At 72.1% G+C, this 21,019-nt stretch carries 1 protein-coding gene; it reads left to right on the forward strand.

What is annotated here, in order from left to right:
• Positions 1-193: 193 nt before the first annotated feature.
• Positions 194-20,986, forward strand: coding sequence for a non-ribosomal peptide synthase/polyketide synthase (locus tag ACWPOB_RS26805; protein WP_455402678.1), 20,793 nt, complete (start codon positions 194-196; stop codon positions 20,984-20,986).
• The last annotated feature ends 33 nt before the right edge of the window (positions 20,987-21,019 follow it).

Raw genomic sequence — 21,019 nt, forward strand, 5'->3', positions numbered from 1 at the left:
AGTAACCTGCTCGGGCAGCTCCGCGCCGACAGGCGGGGGGATCGTTGTCCCGGCGGGTCTCGCGGCGTTCGCGCCGTTGTCCGCCGTGTAACGCTCCTCCCCTGAACTGCAGATATACCTGAGCACGGTGCTCGCCCGGGCCACCGGGCGCGACGGTCGGGCCTGCGTCCGACGGTGAGAGAGAGGTTGGGGTTTGGACTCGCTGGGTGTCGGCGGATCGGGTGCGACGAACACGAACGCGGCGAACGTGCCGGACGGTGCCTTCCCCCTCTCCCCGGCACAGCTCGGGATGTGGTTCGCGCAACATGTCGATCCTTCCGTGCCCGCGAACATCGCCCAGTACGTCGAGCTCGTCGGGGACCTCGATGTCGACCTGCTCCGGGAGTCCAGCGCCCGCGCCGCCCTCGAGATGGGGTCCGGCTTCCTGCGCTTCCTCGAGGTCGACGCGCAGCCCTACCAGCTGGTCGATCCCAGCCTCGAGGCGCCGCTCGGGTTCGTCGACCTGCGGGCGGCGGAGAACCCTCGCGAGGCCGCGCTCGAATGGATGCGCGCCGACCGCAGCACGCCGGTCGACGTGCTCAAGGACCGGCTCATCGTGGCCACGGTCGTGCAGATCGGCGAGCACCGCTACTTCTGGTACAACCGTGTCCACCACCTCGCCCTCGACGGTTTCGGTGCCGCCACCTTCATGACGCGCATCGCGGAGCTCTACACCGCCGCCGTCGAAGGCGCCGAGCCCAGCCCCAACAAGGCCTCGGACGTGCGCACCGTGTACGAGGCCGAGATCGCGTACCGGAACTCACCCCGGTTCCACACCGACCGCGAGTACTGGTCGACGGTCATCGAGGGCATCGAGGAACCCACCAGCCTGGCCGGCCGCACCGCCCCGCCGGCCCCCGTCAGCCGGATCGACAGCGCCGCCCTAGGCGACCGCGTCGAGCGGCTCGTCGACAGCTTCACCGAACGCGAGAACACCAGCCTCGCGACCGCGGTGATCGCCGCCTTCGCCGCCTACATGGCCCAGATGACCGGCCGCACCGACGTCGTGCTCAGCCTGCCCGTCGCCGCGCGGACCACCGCGGTGCTGCGCCGGTCCGGCAGCATGGTCTCCAACGTGGTGCCGTTGCGGCTCGACGTGGACTCCGGCACCACCGTGCGGCAGCTCGTGGAGGCGGCCACCGCCGCGGTCTCCGGTGCGCTGCGGCACCAGCGGTACCGCCACGAGGACATCGTCCGCGACGCCGGCAACGCGGCCGGCGGCCGCTCGACGTTCTTCGGGCCGTGGATCAACATCATGCTGTTCGACAACGAGGTCCGCCTCGGCGACATGGTGGGACGGATCAACATCCTGTCCACCGGTCTCATCGAGGACCTCGGCGTCAACGTCTACAAGAGCGGCGGCACGCACACCCACATCGACTTCGAGTCCAACCCCAACCTCTACGGCGCGCAGGAGTCCCGTGCGCACCACTTCCGGTTCGTGGAGTTCTTCGACCGGTTCGTCGCCTCCGATCCCGACCGGCGCGTCTGGGACCTGCCCCTCGGAACGGGCACCGAGACCGCCCAGGTGCTCACCGAGTGGAACCGCACCGAGCACCCCCTCGACCACCGCACGCTGCTGGAGGCGTTCGAGGACCAGGTGGCGCGCACACCGGACGCCCCGGCCCTCGTGTACGAGGGCGAGAGCCTGACGTACGCCGACTTCGACGCCCGCGCGAATGCGCTCGCGCGGCTGCTCGTCGCCCGCGGGGTGGGGCCCGAGTCCCTGGTCGGGCTGTCGGTGCGGCGCTCCCTGGAGCTGCTCGTCGGCATGTACGCGATCGTCAAGGCCGGCGGCGCCTGGGTGCCGATCGACCCGGACCATCCCGCGGACCGGACCGCCTACATCCTCGAGACGGCCCGGCCCGTCTGCGTGGTCACGACCGCGCGCGACGAGGTGGACCTGCCTGCCGGCCTCGACGTCGTCGAGATCGACCGCCTCGACCCCACCGGCCTGGACACGCGCCCGCTCACCGACGCCGACCGGCTCGCGCCGGTGCGCCTCGACACCACGGCCTACGTCATCTTCACCTCCGGCTCCACGGGGCGGCCCAAGGGCGTCGCCGTCACCCACCGGGCGATCGACAACCAGATCCGGTGGATGAACGACCAGTACGCACTGTCGGCGTCCGACGTGTACCTGCAGAAGACCGCGACGACGTTCGACGTGTCGCTGTGGGGCTTCTTCATGCCGCTGCGCGTCGGTGCGACCCTGGTCGTCGCCACCCCGGACGGCCACCGCGACCCGATGTACGTGGCCGACAAGATCGCCGAGCACGGTGTCACCGTCACCGACTTCGTCCCGTCGATGCTCACCGTGTTCGTCGCCAACGCCCGCCCCGGCTCGTGCGACACGCTGCGGCACGTGTTCGTGATCGGCGAGGCGCTGCCGGCCGAGACAGCCGCGGCGTTCGCCCAGTTGTGCAACGCGCAGCTGCACAACCTCTACGGACCCACCGAGGCCGCGGTCTCGATCACCTACCACCGCGCCGGACCCGAGGACGTGACCACCGTCCCGATCGGCGTGCCCCAGTGGAACAGCCGCGCCTACGTCCTCGACCACCGGCTGCGCCCCGTGCCTCCCGGCCGGCCCGGCGAGCTGTATCTCGCCGGTGTCCAGCTCGCGCGCGGTTACCTGCGCCGCCCCGACCTCACCGCCGACCGGTTCCTCGCCGATCCGTTCGGTGCGCCCGGCGACCGGATGTACCGCACCGGCGACCTCGTGCTGTGGCGCCTCGGCGCGGACGGCGGCGGATACCTCGACTACATCGGCCGCACCGACTTCCAGGTCAAGTTCCGCGGCCAGCGGATCGAGCTGGGCGAGATCGAGACGGTCCTGCTCGCCGCCCCGGAGGTGTCGCAGGCCGTCGTGCTCGTGGTGCCCACGGCGACGGGCGACCAGCTCGTCGGCTACCTCGTCGCAGCCCCCGGGCACGCGATCGACACCGAGGCGCTGACCGAGGCGCTCGGGCGGGCGCTCCCGTCGTACATGGTGCCGGCCTCGCTGATGGTGCTCGAGGCGTTCCCGCTCAACACCAGCGGCAAGCTCGACCGCAAGGCCCTGCCCGAGCCGGTGTTCAACAGCGCCCGGATGTTCCGGGCCCCGCGCACCGCCGCCGAACGGATCGTGGCCGAGACGTTCTCCGAGGTGCTCGGGGTCGCCGAGGTCGGGCTCGACGACGACTTCTTCGAACTCGGCGGCAACTCGCTCGTCGCCACCCAGCTCGTGTCCCGGATCGGCTCCGCACTCGACACCCAGGTGCCGGTGCGGGTGCTGTTCGAGTCGTCCACCGTCGTGGGTCTCGCCGCCCGGGTGGCGCGGCAGTCCGGGTCCGGAGCCCGCCGGCCGCTCGTGGCGGGCTCGCGGCCGGACGTGCTGCCGCTCTCGACGGCGCAGCAGCGGATCTGGTTCCTCAACCGGTTCGACGTCGGCACCGCCGCCTACAACCTGCCCTTCACGGTGCGGCTCACCGGTCCGCTCGATCCCGCTGCCCTCGACGCCGCCTTCGGCGACGTCGTCGCCCGGCACGAGACGCTGCGCACCGTCTACCCGGCGGTCGACGGCGAACCGCAGCAGGTGATCCTGCCGGTCGAACACGTCGACCGCCGCGTGCCCGTGCTCGACATCGCCGCGTCCGATCTGCTCGCCCGGGTCGTGGCGCTGGCCGAGCGCGGATTCGACGTCACCGTCGATCTGCCGTTCCGGATCGCGCTGTATCGCCTGGCGGACGACGAGTTCGTCCTGGCGATGGTGTTGCACCACATCGCCGCGGACGGATCGTCCTTCGAGCCGCTCGTGCGCGACATCGTGGCCGCGTACGCGGCGCGGGCCGCCGGCTCCGAACCCGGCTGGTCCCCGCTGCCGGTGCAGTACGCCGACTACGCGTTGTGGCAGCGCGATGTGCTCGGTCTCGAATCCGACCCGGACTCGATCTCTGCGCAGCAGATCGCCTACTGGACCCGCGAACTCGAGGGCATCCCCGATCAGCTCGACCTGCCCGCGGACCGGCCCCGCCCGGCGGTCGCCTCCTACCGGGGCGACAAGCGCCGCTTCGGGATCTCGCCCGAGACCCACCGGGGGCTGGTCGAGGTGGCCCGGTCGCACCAGGCGTCGCTGTTCATGGTGATGCACTCCGCCTACGCCGTGCTCCTGTCGAGGCTGAGCGGATCCGACGACATCACCGTCGGCAGCGTCGTCGCCGGCCGCGGCGATCGTCTCCTCGACGACCTGATCGGCATGTTCGTCAACACGCTGGTACTGCGCACCCGGGTCGATCCGGGGGCGCGCTTCGAGGACCTCCTCGACCGGGTCCGCGACTCCGACCTGAGCGCCTTCTCCAACGCGGACGTCCCGTTCGAGCGGCTCGTGGAGGTCCTCAAGCCGCCCCGTTCCACGGCCCGTCACCCGCTGTTCCAGGCCGCGCTCGCCGTGGAATCCCCGGGCACGCGCGATATCTCGTTCTCCGGCGTGCGCGCCACCGCGGCCGAGCTCGACGTACCGATCGCGAAGTTCGACCTGCAGCTGTGGCTCGTCGAGCGCACCGACGACGAGGGCCGCCCGGCCGGTGTCGACGCCGTGTTCGAGTACGCGACCGACCTGTTCGACGCCGACACCGTCGACGTCTTCGGGCAGCGTTTCGTGCGGATCCTCGAGGCGATCGTCGCCGACACCGCCACGCCCGTCGGTGACATCGACATCCTTGCGCCCGAGGAGTCGGCGCGGCTCGCCTCGGTCCGTGGCCCCGGGCTCCACCGCACCGAGCGGCCGCTCGTCGAGCTGCTCACGGCCGGTGCGGATCTCGCTCCCGACACGGTCGCCGTCCGGTGCGGCGACTCCGCTCTCACCTACCGCGAGCTCGACGAGTGGTCCAACCGCCTCGCGCGCGTCCTCATCGACAGTGGCGTCGGTCCCGAAACGATTGTGGCCCTGGCATTCCCGCGCTCGGCGGAGATGGTGCACTGCGTGTGGGCCGTCACCAAGACCGGCGCCGCGTACGTGCCGATCGATCCCGCGCACCCGATCGAACGCATCCGGCACATCGTCGGGGACTCCGGCGCCGTGCTCGGCCTGACCACCGCCGGGCACCTGCCGGAGCTGCCCGCGGACTTCGACTGGAACGCCTTGGACGACGCCGAGACCGTCGCGGCGATCGCGCGGGCGTCCGCCGCGCCCGTCCGCGACGCGGACCGGCTCGCCCCCCTGCGCCTGGACCACGTCGCGTACATGATCTACACCTCGGGCTCGACGGGCCTGCCGAAGGGCGTCGCCGTGACCCACCACGGGCTCGCCGCACTGGTCCAGGAGAGCGTCGAACTCTACGGCGTCACCGACCGGTCCCGGGTACTGCACGTGTGCGCGCCCAGCTTCGACCCGTCGGTGCTCGAGTGGCTGATGGCCGGCTCCTCCGGCGCCGAGCTCGTGGTGACACCCGCGAACGTGCTGGGCGGCACCGAACTGCACGACCTGATCAAGGCGCACGGGGTGACCCACGCCGTCATCACTCCCGCCGTGCTCGGTTCGGTCGACCCCCGCGACCTCGACACGTTGCGCGTCCTCAACGTCGGCGGCGACGTGTCCACCGGCGACCTGGTCGCCCGCTGGTCTCCGGGCCGCCGCTACTTCAATGCGTACGGCCCCACCGAGACCACGATCGTCACCACCCGCGGCGAACTGCGCCCGGGGGAGCCCATCACCATCGGCACGCCCGTCGCCGGGGTCGGTGCCCTGGTGCTCGACGCGCGGCTGCACCCCGTCCCGGTCGGCGTGTCCGGCGAGCTGTACCTGACCGGGGACGCCCTCGCCCGTGGCTACCACCGGCGACCGGCGCTGACGGCGGACCGCTTCGTCGCCTCCCCGTTCGGCGCGCCGGGCGAGCGCATGTACCGCACCGGAGACGTCGTGCGGTGGGACGACGAGGGCCGGCTGGTGTACGCCGGACGGACCGACTTCCAGGTCAAGGTCCGCGGTTACCGCATCGAGCTCGGTGAGATCGACGCCGCCTTCCTGTCCCACCCCGCCGTCGACTTCGCCACCACGATCGGGCACGAGACGCCCTCGGGGCAGACCACTCTCGTCACCTACGTCCACGGCGACGCCGGGCTCGACAGCGACGAACTCACCGAGTACGTCGCCGGATTCCTGCCCTCCTACATGGTCCCGTCGGTGTGCGTCGTCCTCGACGTCGTCCCTCTCACCCCGAACGGGAAGGTGGACCGCAAGGCGCTGCCCGAGCCGGTGTTCGAGGCGCGGACCTTCCGCGCCCCCACCACACCGATCGAGGAGATCGTCGCGGGCACGTTCGAGGACGTCCTCGGTATCGACCGCGTCGGACTGGACGACGACTTCTTCGAACTCGGCGGCAACTCGCTCGTCGCGACACAGCTCGTGTCCCGGCTCGGCGCGGCCCTCGACACGCAGGTGCCCGTGCGCCTGCTGTTCGAGGCGTCGACCGTCGTCGCGCTGGCCGCGCGGGTCGAACACCGGGCCGGCGCCGGCCGCCGCATCCCGCTCGTGGCCCGGCCGCGCCCCGACCGGATCCCGCTGTCCCTGGCCCAGCAGCGCATGTGGTTCCTCAACCGATTCGAGCCCGAGTCGGCCACCTACAACCTGCCCTTCGCCCTGCGGCTGTCCGGTGAGCTCGACATCACCGCGCTGCAGGTCGCGATCATGGACGTCATCGACCGGCACGAGTCGCTTCGCACCGTGTACCCGGAAGGGCCGGACGGACCGATGCAGGTCGTCACGGACGCCGCCACGGCGGTGCCCAACCTGACGCCCACGTTGATCACGGAAGAGGATCTGCAGCAGGAGATCTCGGCGCTCGCGTCCACCGGGTTCGACGTGACCCGCGAGGTGCCCATCCGGGCCCACCTGTTCGAGATCGGTCCGACCGAGCACGTGCTGGCGATCGTCATGCACCACATCTCCGCCGACGGCTGGTCGATGGGGCCCGTCGCGCGCGACGTCATGGCCGCCTACGCCGCGCGCATCGAGTGGGAGCGCCCCGCGTGGCCGCCGCTGCCGGTGCAGTACGCGGACTACACGCTGTGGCAGCACGAACTGCTCGGCTCCGAGGGCGACCCGGAGTCGCTGATCGCCGATCAGCTCGCGTACTGGCGCAACACCCTCGCCGGGCTGCCCGACCAGCTCGACCTGCCGTCGGACCGGCCCCGGCCGGCACGGCAGTCGTTCCGCGGCGGGACCGAGCGGTTCGTCGTGTCCTCCGAGATCCACTCCGCGCTCGACGAGGTCGCGCGCCGGCAGGGCACCACCCTGTTCATGGTGGTGCATGCGGCGCTGTCGGTGCTGCTGGCGCGGTTGTCGGGCACCGACGACATCGCCATCGGCACCCCGGTGGCCGGCCGCGGCGAGCAGGAACTCGACAACGTGGTCGGCATGTTCGTCAACACCCTGGTGCTGCGCACCCAGGTGGACCCGAACCGGCCGTTCACCGAGCAGCTCGCCCGGGCCCGCGAGGCGGCGCTCGGGGCGTTCGCGCACGCGGACGTGCCGTTCGAGCGGCTGGTGGAGGTGCTCAATCCCGCCCGGTCGACGGCGCGGCACCCGCTGTTCCAGGTCATGCTGGCCTTCCAGAATCTCGGGTCGACCCATGTGGAGCTGCCCCGGCTGGTCCTGGAGACGCAGGCCATCGATACCTCGGTGGCGAAGTTCGACCTGCAGCTGACGCTGTCCGAGTCCTCGGACGACGACGGCCGCGCCGACGGGCTCGTCGCCGAGATCACCTATGCGACGGATCTTTTCGATGCGTCGACGGTGGCGGGGTTCGCGGGGCGGTTCGTGCGGGTGCTCGAGGAGGTGGTGGCGGATCCGTCGGTGGCGGTGGGCGACCTGGAGATCCTCGAGCCGGTGGAGCGGTCGCGGGTGCTCGAGGTGTGGAACGACACGGCGCGGGCGGTGCCGTCTGGGACGTTGGTGGAGTTGTTCGAGGAGCGGGTGCGCCGGTCGCCGGAGGCGGTGGCGGTGGTGTTCGGGGACGAGTCGTTGACGTACGGCGAGTTCGCCGGGCGGGTGCGCCGGTTGGCGCGGCATCTGGTGTCGTTGGGGGTGGGGCCGGAGTCGCTGGTGGGGTTGGCGATGCGCCGGTCGGTGGATCTGCTGGTGGGGATGTACGCGATCGTGGAGGCCGGGGGCGGGTATGTGCCGTTGGATCCGGATCAGCCGGTCGAGCGCAACGGCTACATCCTCGAGGTGGCCGCGCCGGTGGTGGTGTTGACCACGACGCGGGACGGGTTCGAGGTGCCGGGGGAGAGGTCTGTCCGTGTCCTGGCGGTCGACGAGCTGGACGTCGCTGCGCTGTCGGACGCGCCGTTGACCGATGCGGACCGGACGGGGGCGTTGCGGCCGTCGAACACGGCGTATGTGATCTTCACGTCGGGGTCGACGGGCCGGCCGAAGGGTGTGGGTGTCTCGCATGCGGCGATCGTCAATCGTCTGGTGTGGATGCAGGGGCGGTACGGGCTGACCGTCGAGGATGTGGTGTTGCAGAAGACGCCGTTCACGTTCGATGTGTCGGTGTGGGAGTTCTTCTGGCCGTTGCAGGTCGGGGCGCGGCTGGTGGTGGCGGCGCCGGACGGTCACCGCGACCCGGGTTATCTCGCTGCGGTCATGCGCGCACAGTCGGTGACCGTCGCGCACTTCGTGCCGTCGATGCTGGCGGTGTTCGTGGCCGAGTCCGCGGTCGGCGGGATCTCGTCGTTGCGGTACGTCTTCGCGTCCGGTGAGGCCCTCGCCGCCGCCGTCGCGGCCCGGGTGCGGTCGGTGCTGCCGGGTGTGAGCGTGCACAATCTGTACGGGCCGACCGAGGCCGCGGTGGACGTGACGTTCCACGAGGTGACCGACGCGGACGGGGTGTCGGTGCCGATCGGTGCGCCGGTGTGGAACACGCGGGTGTATGTGCTCGATGCCCGGCTGCACCCGGTCCCGGTGGGGGTGGCCGGGGAGCTGTACCTGGCCGGGGTGCAGCTGGCCCGCGGCTACGTCCGTCGGGCGGATCTGACGGCCGACCGGTTCGTCGCGTCGCCGTTCGGCGCGCCCGGGGAGCGGTTGTACCGCACGGGCGACCTGGTGACGTGGAACGAGGGCGGGGAGCTCGAGTACATCGGGCGCACGGATTTCCAGGTCAAGCTGCGCGGTCTGCGCATCGAGCTGGGCGAGATCGAGGCCGCGCTGCTGCACGTGCCGGCGGTGGAGCAGGCAGTGGTACTGGTCCGGTCGGATCAGCTGGTGGGGTACGTGGTGCCGGCGGCCGGTGCCGCGTTCGACGAGGGCGCGGCCCGGTCGGCGGTGGGGCAGATGCTGCCGTCGTACATGGTGCCGTCGGCGTTCGTGGAACTGGACGCCCTGCCGCTGAACGCGTCGGGCAAGCTGGACCGCAAGGCGTTGCCGGAGCCGGTGTTCGAGGTCAAGGCGTTCCGCGCCGCGACGACTCCGGTGGAGGAGATCGTGGCGGGTGTGTTCGCCGAGGTGCTCGGTCTCGACCGGGTGGGCCTCGACGACGACTTCTTCGCCCTCGGCGGCAACTCGCTGATCGCCACGCAGGTGGTCTCGCGGATCGGTGCGGCGCTCGATGCGTCGGTGCCGCTGCGGCTGCTGTTCGAGAACTCGACCGTCGAGACGTTGGCCGCCCGGATCGACGGTCACGACGGCCCGGCGCGACGGACCCCGCTGGTGCCGCAGCCCCGGCCCGAGCGGGTGCCGCTGTCGCTCGCGCAGCAGCGCATGTGGTTCCTCAACCGGTTCGATCCCGACTCGACGGCGAACAACATTCCCGTCGCCGTCCGCATGTCCGGCCGGCTCGACGTCCCGGCGCTCGAGGAAGCGGTGTGCGACGTCCTCGCGCGCCACGAGTCGCTGCGCACCGTCTACCCCGACCTCGACGGGTACGGCTACCAGAAGGTGCTCGCCCCGTCCGAGGTCCGCGTCTCGCTCGAGGCCGTGCGGATCGAGCCGGCGCAGCTCCCCGGCGAGCTGCGGGCGCTGGCGGCCACCCACTTCGACGTGTCCACCGACGTCCCGATCGTCGTGCGCCTGCTGTGCCTGAGTCCCGAGGAGCACGTGCTCGTCGCGGTCATGCACCATATCGCCGGCGACGGCTTCTCGATGGGGCCGCTCACCCGCGACATCATGGTCGCCTACGCGGCCCGGTCCCTCGGCAACGAGCCCGCCTGGGAGCCGCTGGAGATCCAGTACGCCGACTACACCCTGTGGCAGCGCGACGTGCTCGGCTCCGAGGGCGACCCGGACTCCGTCGTCACCCGTCAGCTCGGGTACTGGAAGCAGGCGCTCGACGGATTGCCGGACGGGCTCGACCTGCCGACCGACCGGCCGCGGCCCGCGGTCGCGACGAATCGTGGTGCGACACATCGCCTCACCATCGACGAGTCGCTGCACGCCGCGCTCGGCCGGCTCGCCGGGGAGCGGCGCGCGACGGTGTTCATGGTGGTCCACGCGACCCTGGCGCTGCTGCTGGCCCGCCTCGGCACGTCCCGGGACATCGCCGTCGGCACACCGGTGGCCGGCCGCGGGGAACGCTCGCTCGACAACCTGATCGGCATGTTCGTCAACACCCTCGTGCTGCGCACCGAGGTGGACACTGCCGACACCTTCGCCGAACTGCTCGCCCGGGTGCGCGAGGTCGACCTCGGGGCCTTCGCGCACGCCGAGGTGCCGTTCGAGCGTCTCGTGGACGTGCTCGCGCCGGAACGCACCCAGGCCCGGACTCCGCTGTTCCAGGTCATGCTGGCGTTCCAGAACATCGGCGACGTGGCCCTGGAACTGCCGGGGCTGTCCGTCGCGCAGCTGCCCCTCGACGCGGGCGTGTCGAAGTTCGACCTCATGGTCACGATCCTCGAGGGTCAGGCGGCCGGCACCGACGCGGGCGATCTCGCCGTCGAGATCTCCTACGCCACCGACCTGTTCGACGCCCCGACCGTGGCCGCCGTCGGCGACCGGTTCGTCCGGCTGCTGCGGCTGGTGACCGAGCAGCCCGACGTGCCGGTCGGCGACCTGCCGATGCTGCCGGGCGCGGAACTCGACGCGGTCGAGCGGCTCGCGCGTGGGCCCCGCCGCACGCTCGACTGCGGAGCCACGCTGGTCGATCTCCTCGCCCAGCAGGCGGCCCGCACCCCCGACGCCGTGGCGATCGAGTCGGGCGAGTCGACGCTGACCTACCGCGAGTTCGGCTCCCGGGTCAACGCGCTGGCGCGGTATCTCGTCGCGCACGGCGCGGGACCGGACACGGTGGTCGCGGTGGCCGCCGACCGCTCCACGGAGATGCTCCTGGCGATCCACGCGGTCCTCGCCGCCGGGGCCGCTTACGTCCCGCTCGACCCGGACCAGCCGGCGGACCGGATCGCGTACGTCCTCGAATCCGCCTCGCCCGTCCTGGTTCTCACCCGGTCCGGGCGGGACCGCCTGCCCGGTGCGGACGCGGTGCCGGTCGTGGCGCTCGACGAGGCCGACACCGCACCGTACGGCGACGCGCCGCTGACCGACGCCGACCGGCTCGCGCCGCTGCGGCCGCAGCATCTCGCGTACGTGCTCTACACGTCCGGCTCCACCGGTCGGCCGAAGGGCGTGGCCGTGCCGCACGCCGCCGTGGTCAACCAGTTGCTGTGGATGCGGGACCGCTTCGGCCCGACGGCCGGCGACGTCCTGCTGCTCAAGACCCCCGCCACCTTCGACGCCTCGGTGTGGGAGATCTTCCTGCCCCCGCTGGTGGGGGCGCGGGTCGTGGTGGGTGCACCCGACCTGCACCGCGACCCCGCCGGAATGGCGGCGGCGATCGCGCGTCACGCCGTCACGGTGGCCCAGTTCGTGCCCGCCGTCTTCGACGCGGTCCTCGAACACCTCGACCGGACGACCGCCGCGTCCCTGACCCAGGTCTTCTGCGGCGGCGAGAGCCTTCCGGCCGAGACCGTCGCCCGGTTCCGCGCACTGAACGACGCGCCCGTCCACAACCTGTACGGCCCCACCGAGACGACGATCCAGACCGTCCACCGCACGGCGGGTGCCGACGACGCCGGGGCGGTGCCGATCGGTACGCCGGTGTGGAACACCGACGCGCTCGTGCTGGACGAACGGTTGCACCCCGTGCCTGTCGGCGTCGCCGGCGAGCTCTACCTGACCGGTGTCCAGCTGGCCCGCGGCTATCACGGCCGCGCGGATCTGACGGCCGAGCGGTTCGTCGCGAACCCCTGGGCCGCCGGCGAGCGGATGTACCGCACCGGCGACCTGGCGCGGTGGACCGCCGCGGGCGAGCTCGACTACCTGGGCCGCACGGACCTGCAGGTCAAGCTGCGCGGGCTGCGCATCGAACTCGGGGAGGTCGAGTCGCAGCTCGCCGCTCTCGACGAGGTGCGCCAGGCCGTCGCCGTGGTGCGCGAGGACCCGCGCTTCGGGCCGCAGCTGGTCGGCTACGTCGTCCCCGAGCCGGGTGCGGAGTTCGATCCCGCGCAGGCGAAGGACGCGCTCGCGGCCACGCTGCCGTCGTACATGGTGCCGTCCGCGTTCGTCGCGCTGGACGTGTTCCCGCTGAACGCCAGCGGTAAGATCGACCGGCGCGCGTTGCCGGCCCCGACCTTCGAGGTGCGCACCTTCACCCCGCCGCGGACCCCGGTCGAGGAGATCGTCGCGGGCGTGTTCGCCCAGGTACTGGGCGTGCCGCGGGTCGGCCGCGACGACGACTTCTTCGATCTCGGGGGCAACTCGCTCGTCGCGACGCAGGTCGCGGCCCGCCTCAGCGAGGCGCTCGACGCGTCGATCCCGGTGCGGGCCCTGTTCGACGCCCCGACCGTCGAGGCCCTCGCGGTACGGGTCGAGCAGGAGGCCGGCGCCGGCCGCCGCACGCCGCTGGTCCCGTACGAGCGGCCCGAGCGCATCCCGCTGTCGCCGGCGCAGCAGCGCATGTGGTTCCTCAACCGCTTCGACCCCGAGTCGGCGGTGAACAACGTGCCGATCGGCGTGCGCTTCACCGGCGCCCTCGACGTGCCCGCGCTGCGCGGGGCGATACGGGACCTGACCGAGCGCCACGAGGTGCTGCGCACCGTCTACCCCGATGTGGACGGCACCGGCTACCAGCAGATCCTGCCGGAGTCCCCGGTGCGGCTCGTGGTCGAACGCATCGACGCGCAGGCCCTGCCGGACCGCGCCCGCGAACTGGTGACGCGCGGATTCGACGTCACCACCGAGGTGCCCTTCCGCGCGGTGGTCTTCGAGCTGAGCCGGACCGAGCATGTGCTGCTGTTCGTTGCCCATCACATCGCCACGGACGGGTTCTCGGTGCGCCCGCTCGCCCGCGACGTGATGGTCGCCTACGCGGCCCGCACCCGCGGTGAGCTGCCCGGCTGGGCACCGCTCGAGATCCAGTACGCGGACTACGCCCTGTGGCAGCGCGACGTGCTCGGTTCCGAGGACGAGCCGGGATCCGTGGCCGCCGCGCAGGTGGAGTTCTGGAAGCGCACCCTCGCCGACCTGCCCGACCAGCTCGACCTGCCGTCCGATCGCGTCCGTCCCGAGCGGGCCTCCGGGCACGGCCGCACCAGCCGCTTCCACGTCGAGGAGGCGCTCCACGAACGCCTGCAGAACCTCGCGCACGAGAAGAACACGTCGCTGTTCATGGTCGTGCACGCGGCGCTCGCGGTGCTGCTGGCCCGGTTGTCCGCGACCGAGGACATCGCGATCGGCACGCCGGTCGCCGGCCGCGGCGAGGCCGCCCTCGACGACCTCGTCGGCATGTTCGTCAACACCCTCGTCCTGCGCACGGACGTGCGGGGCGGGCAGTCCTTCGCGGACCTGCTGAGCGCGGTGCGCGAGAGCGACCTCGATGCCTTCGCCCACGCGGACGTGCCGTTCGAACGGCTGGTGGAGATCCTCGATCCGGAACGCTCCCAGGCCCGGCACCCGCTGTTCCAGGTGGCGCTGACCTTCCAGAACATCGGACAGGCCGAGTTCGAACTCGACGGCCTCGCTCTGGAGGCGCTCGACTACGACCCGCCCACGGCGAAGTTCGACCTGCAGTTCACCTTCTCGGAGCAGGTGGCCGCGGACGGTTCGGCGGCCGGCATCGATGCCGCCGTCACCTACGCCACCGACCTGTTCGACGAGCTGCGGGTCGCCGCCTTCGCCGAGCAGCTGCTGCGGATCCTGCGGGCCGTGGTGGCCGACGCGTCGGTCGCGGTCGGTGACCTCGAGATCGTCGACGAGTTCGAGCGCGAGCTCGTGGTGTCCCGGTGGAACTCGCTCGGCGACGACGTCGCCCCGGCGGACGTGACACTCGTGGACATGTTCGAGGCGCGCGTCGCCGCCGCACCCGGCGACATCGCGGTGCGGTTCGGCGACGAGGCGCTCACCTACGCCGAGTTCGCCTCCCGGGCGCGGCGACTGGCCCGGCACCTGATCTCCGTGGGCGTGGGCCCCGAGGCGCTCGTGGCGGTCGCGCTGCCGCGGTCGCTGGATCTGGTGGTCGCGCTCGTCGCGGTGCTCGAGGCCGGCGGCGGGTATCTGCCGGTGGACCCGAACTACCCGGCCGACCGAATCGAGTTCATGCTCACCGACGCCGCGCCGGCCGCGGTGCTCACCCTCTCCGGCACGGGGGTCGACGTGCCCACCGCGGTGCCGGTGGTCGAGCTCGACACCGTCGACCTGTCGGGGGTGGACGACGCGCCGATCCGCGACGAGGAGCGCACCGCGCCGCTGGGCGCCACGAACCTCGCGTACGTCATCTACACCTCCGGGTCCACGGGCCGGCCGAAGGGCGTGCTGATCCCGCACCGGAACGTGGTGCGGCTGATGGTCAACACCGAGTCGGTCTACGGGTTCGGCCCGTCGGACGTGTGGACGATGTTCCACTCGTACGCGTTCGACTTCTCGGTGTGGGAACTGTGGGGTCCGCTGCTGTACGGCGGCACCCTCGTCGTCGTGGACTGGTTCACCTCGCGCTCGCCGGAGGCGTTCCGCGAGTTGCTCGTTCGCGAGCGCGTGACGGTGCTGAATCAGACGCCGTCGGCGTTCTACCAGCTCGCCGAGGCGGACCGCACGGCCGGCGGGACCGGTGGCGAGCTGGCCCTGCGGTACGTGATCTTCGGTGGTGAGGCGCTCGAGCCGCGCCGGCTGGAGGGCTGGTTCGCCCGGCACGGGGACACCTCGCCGCGGCTGGTGAACATGTACGGCATCACCGAGACCACGGTGCACGTGTCGTACCGGGAGATCGGTGCGGACCTGGCCGAGGCCGGTTCGGCGAGCATCGTGGGCGTGCCGATCGCGGGCCTGCGGGTCTACGTCCTCGACACCCGTCTCAACCCCGTCCCGGTGGGCGTGGCCGGTGAGATGTACGTCGGCGGCGGGCAGCTGGCCCGCGGATACCTGGGCCGTCCGGACCTGTCCGCGGCCCGGTTCGTGGCCGATCCGTTCGCCGCCGACGGCGGATTGCTCTATCGCACCGGCGATGTGGCGCGCTGGGCGGTCTCGGGTGACCTCGAGTACCTCGGCCGCGCGGACGACCAGGTCAAGATCCGTGGCTTCCGGATCGAGCTCGGCGAGGTCGAGTCGGCCGTGCTGGCCCAGCAGCCGGTCGGCCAGGCCGCGGTGATCGTGCGCGAGGACGCCCCCGGGGCGGCGCGGATCGTCGCGTACGTGGTGCCGGCGGACGGCGCGACCGTCGACGTCGAGGAACTGCGCGCCGGGGTGGGCGCGCTGGTGCCGGAGTACATGGTGCCGTCGGCGTTCGTGGTGATCGACGCGATTCCGTTGACGGTCAACGGCAAGCTCGACCGCCGGGCGCTGCCGGAACCGGTGTTCGAGACCCGGGTCTTCCGGGCGCCGTCGACCCCGGTCGAGGAGATCGTCGCCGGCACGTTCGCCGAGGTGCTCGGCGTAGAGCGGGTGGGTGCGGACGACGACTTCTTCGAACTCGGCGGCAACTCGCTGATCGCGACGCAGGTCGTGTCGCGGCTCGGGGCGGCGCTCGACACGCAGGTTCCCGTGCGCCTGCTGTTCGAGGCGTCGACCGTCGCCGCGCTCGCGGCGCGGGTCGAGCAGGATGCCACCGGCGGCGGCCGGGTGCCGCTGACGGCGCGGACGCGTCCGGAACGTATCCCGCTGTCGCCGGCGCAGCAGCGCATGTGGTTCCTCAACCGCTTCGACCCGGAGTCGACGGCCTACAACATCCCGATGGCCCTGCGGCTGACCGGTGACCTCGACGTCGCCGCGCTGCGCGCCGCCGTCGCCGACCTGGTGGCCCGCCACGAGACGCTGCGGACCGTGTACCCGGATGCGAACACCGGTCCGGTGCAGGAGATCCGGCCCGCCACCGCGGTGCCGATCGACCTCGATCCGGTCGACGTCCCGGCGGCCGAGCTGGAGTCGCGGCTGCGCGCACTCGCGTCGACCGGCTTCGACGTCACCCGCGAGATCCCGCTGCGGATCGCGCTGCTGCGCCTCGCGCCCGCCGAATACGTGCTGGTCACCGTGGTGCACCACATCGCCGCCGACGGCTCGTCGATGGTCCCGATGGCCCGCGACGTGATGACCGCGTACGCCGCCCGGGCCGCCGGCACCGAACCGGCGTGGGCGCCGCTCGAGCTGCAGTACGCGGACTACGCGCTGTGGCAGCGGGAACTGCTCGGCTCCGAGGACGACCCCGAGTCGCTCGCCGCCCGGCAGCTCGACCACTGGCGGACCGCGCTCGCCGACCTGCCGGACCAGCTCGACCTGCCCACCGACCGGCCGCGTCCCGCGCAGCAGTCGTTCCGCGGCGACCGGGTCGAGTTCACCGTGGACGCGGACGTGCACGCCGCGTTGCGCGATCTCGCCCGCGCCCGCAACGCGACCGTGTTCATGGCGATGCATGCCGCGTTCGCCACGCTGCTCGCCCGCCTGTCCGGATCCGACGACATCGCGGTGGGCACGCCCATCGCCGGCCGCGGCGAGGCCGCCGTCGAGAACCTGATCGGCATGTTCGTCAACACGCTGGTCTTCCGGCTCTCCGTCGACGGCAACCGCTCGTTCGACGAACTGCTCGGGGCGGCACGCGAAACCGACCTGCAGGCGTTCGCGCACGCGGACGTGCCGTTCGAGCGGCTCGTGGAGGTGCTCAACCCGGCTCGCTCGACCGCGCGGCACCCGCTGTTCCAGGTGGGCTTCTCGTTCCAGAACCAGCAGCGCACCGAACTGGAACTGGCGGGTCTGACCGTCGCACCGATCGACCTCGAGGGCGGCACGTCGCAGTTCGACCTGCACCTGATCGTCAGCGACCGGTACGACGAGCAGGGCGCCCCGTCGGGGATGGACGCGATCCTGACGTTCGCCACCGACCTGTTCGACGAGCCGACCGCCCGTGCCGTGGCCGAGCGCTTCCAGCAGTTGCTCCGTGCGCTCGTGCAGGCGCCGGACGTGCCGGTGGGTGACCACCCGTTGCTGCTCGCGCGCGAACAGCACGACGTCCTGACCGCGTGGAACGACACCGTCCACGAGACCGGCACGGCCGCAACGCTCGTCGACCTGTTCGACGAGCAGGTGCGCCGGGATCCCGACGCGGTCGCACTGGTGTACGAGGGCGTTGCCGTCACGTACGGCGAGTTCGGCGCCCGCGTCCACCGCCTCGCCCGGCACCTGATCGCCCTGGGCGTGAGCCCGGAGGATCGGGTGGCGCTCGTCGCGCGACGCTCGCCGGAACTCGTGGTCGGCATGTACGCGATCGCCACGGCCGGCGCCGCCTACGTGCCCCTCGATCCGGATCAGCCGGCCGAGCGCAACGCCTACATCCTCGACACCGCGGCCCCCACCTGTGTGGTCACGGTCGCGGCGGACCGGTTCGACGTGCCCGGCGTGCCGGTGGTCGAACTCGACCGCGTGGACCTGTCCGGGCTGCCGGACGCGCCGGTGACGGCGGCGGAGCGCCGCGCGCCGCTGCGCGCCGCGAACACCGCGTACGTGATCTTCACGTCCGGGTCGACGGGCCGGCCCAAGGGGGTGGCGGTTCCGCACTCCGCCGTCGTCAACCAGATGCTGTGGAAGCGGGACGCGTTCGACCTCGGACCGGACGACGCGGTGCTGCTCAAGACCGTCGCCACGTTCGACCTGTCGGTGTGGGAATTCTGGTCGGCGCTCACCTCCGGCGCGCGCCTGGTGATCGCGACCGCCGACGGGCACCGCGATCCCGACTACCTGCTGCGGCTGCTGCGCGACGAGCGCGTCACCACGCTGCACTCGGTGCCGTCGATGCTCTCGATGCTTATGACCGCCGCCGGCGGGGAGGTCGCGCCGTCGCTGCGCCGCGTGCTCGCCATCGGCGAGGCGCTGCCGGCGGCCACCGCGCAGCAGTTCCGCGCGGACAACGAGGCGGCCCTGTTCAACCTGTACGGGCCGACCGAGGCCGCCGTGTCCATCACCGTGCACGAGACCGGCGACGCCGACACCACGGTCGTGCCGATCGGTGTGCCCGAGTGGAACACCCGGGTCCACGTGCTCGACGCGCGCCTGCGTCCGGTGCCGGTCGGGGTCGCCGGCGAGCTGTACCTGGCCGGTGCCCAGCTGGCGCGCGGCTACCACGGCCGTCCCGACCTGACCGCCGACCGGTTCGTCGCCGACCCGTTCGGCGGGGGCCGGATGTACCGCACGGGCGACATCGTGCACTGGAACCGTGGCGGCGAACTGGTCTACCGCGACCGCGCCGACTTCCAGGTCAAGGTGCGCGGCTACCGCATCGAACTCGGTGAGATCGAGTCGGTGCTGCGCGCCCGCGACGAGGTGCGCGACGTCGCCGTCCTCGTCCGCAACGACCCGCACGTCGGAGATCGGCTGGTGGCCTACGTGGTTCCGGCCGGTGGTGCCGAACTCGACGCTGCCGCGACGAAGACCGCGCTGGCGCAGGCGCTTCCGTCGTACATGGTGCCGTCGGTGTTCGTCGCCCTCGAGGCGCTGCCGCTGAACACCAACGGCAAGCTCGACCGCAGGGCACTGCCCGAACCGGAGTTCGAGGCCGGGCAGTTCCGGGCCCCCACCACCCCGGTGGAGGAGATCGTCGCCCGGGTCCTCGCCGAGGTCCTCGGCATCGAACGCGCCGGCCTCGACGACGACTTCTTCGAGCTCGGCGGCAACTCCCTGCTCGCGACGCAGCTGGCTTCCCGGCTCGGCGCCGCGCTCGACACCAGGGTGTCGGTGCGGACCGTGTTCGAGGCCTCGACCGTCGCGGCGCTGGCCGGGCGGATCCAGCCGTCCGTCGGCCGCGGCGCCCGGCCGCCGCTGGTGCCGGAGCCGCGGCCCGACCGGGTTCCGCTCTCGCTCGCGCAGCAGCGGATGTGGACCCTCAACCAGGTGGATCCGGGATCGGGGGCCTACAACATCCCCGTCGCGGTGCGGCTCAGCGGCTCCCTCGAGGTCGACGCGCTGCGCGCCGCCGTCGCCGACGTGATCGCCCGGCACGAGGTGCTGCGCACGGTGTACCCGGACACGGAGGACGGCCCGGTCCAGGTGGTGCTCCCGACGGCGCAGGCGCTGCCGGATCTGTCCCCCGTGCCCGTGCCCGAGAGCGAGATCGTCGACCGGCTCACCGGCGTCCTCGGAGCCGGCTTCGACGTGACGGCACCGACCCCGCCGGTGCGGGCGCGATTGTTCCGCGTCGCCGACGACGAGCACGTGCTCGCCCTGGTGGCCCACCACATCAGCGCCGACGGCTACTCGATGCGGCCGCTCGTGCGCGACGTGATGGTCGCGTACGCCGCCCGTGCCGAGGCCCAGGTGCCCGGATGGGCGGAGCTGCCGGTCCAGTACGCCGACTACACGCTGTGGCAGCAGCGGGTGCTCGGCGACCCGGACGACCCGGACAGCGAGCTGTCCCGCCAGCTCGGGTACTGGACCGCCGAGCTGGCCGGCAGCCCCGAGCTGCTCGCGCTGCCGACCGATCGGCCGCGGCCGGCGCGGCAGTCGACCCAGGGCGACTCGGTGGCGTTCACCATCGGTGAGGCGCTCGCGCAGCGCATCGAGAAGACCGCCCGCGAACACAACGCGACGGTGTTCATGGTCGTGCACGCCGCCCTCGCGGTGCTCCTGTCGCGGCTCGCGTCCGCCGAGGACGTCGCGGTGGGTACCCCGACCGCCGGCCGCGCCGAGGAAGTTCTCGACGACCTGGTGGGCATGTTCGTCAACACGCTGGTGCTGCGCACCCGCGTCGCCGGCGGGGACACGTTCGCCGACCTGCTCGCCCAGGCGAAGGAGAAGGACCTGGCGGCGTTCGGCAACGCCGACGTGCCGTTCGAGCGGCTCGTCGACACCGTCGGCCGTAGGCGGTCGAGCTCGTACACGCCGCTGTTCCAGGTGATGCTCACGTTCCAGAACATCGAGACCGGAACGCTGGAACTGCCCGGACTGGCGGTCACCCCGCTCGAGGCGGGCGCTCATCAGGCGAAGTTCGACCTGCAGTGCACCTTCGTCGAGCAGTTCGCGCCCGGTGGTGGCCTCGGCGGCCTCGACGTGATCTTCACCTACGCGACCGCGCTGTTCGACCGGGAGACGGTCGAGCTGTTCGCCGAGCGGTTCACCCGCGTCCTGGACGCGGTGACGTCGGACCCCCAGGTGCGGCTGCGCGCGATCGACATCCTCACCGAGGCCGAACGGGCCCGCCTGGCCGCGCCGCGCAAGCCCCGGACCGTGGCGGACCTGCCGGACCTGGTCGCCGCCGCCGCCGAGATCGCACCCGACGCGGTGGCGCTCAGCCACGACGGCCGGGACGTCACCTTCGGGGAGTTCGCGCAGAAACTGGCCGCGACGGCGACCGCGACGGGCGGGGCACTCACCGCGGAGGCGCTCGTGCCCGTGGTGTTGAACACTCTCATCCCCGGAGTCCTGCCCGCGCTGGGCGCCGACGGGTTCGCCGAGCTGGTCCGATCCGTGCTCGCGGCGGCCGACGAGATCACCGGTAGGGGGCTCTGACCTGGGCGCTTCGCTTGCTGTCGGTCCGACCGG

Source organism: Rhodococcus sp. 2H158 (genome assembly GCF_053764755.1).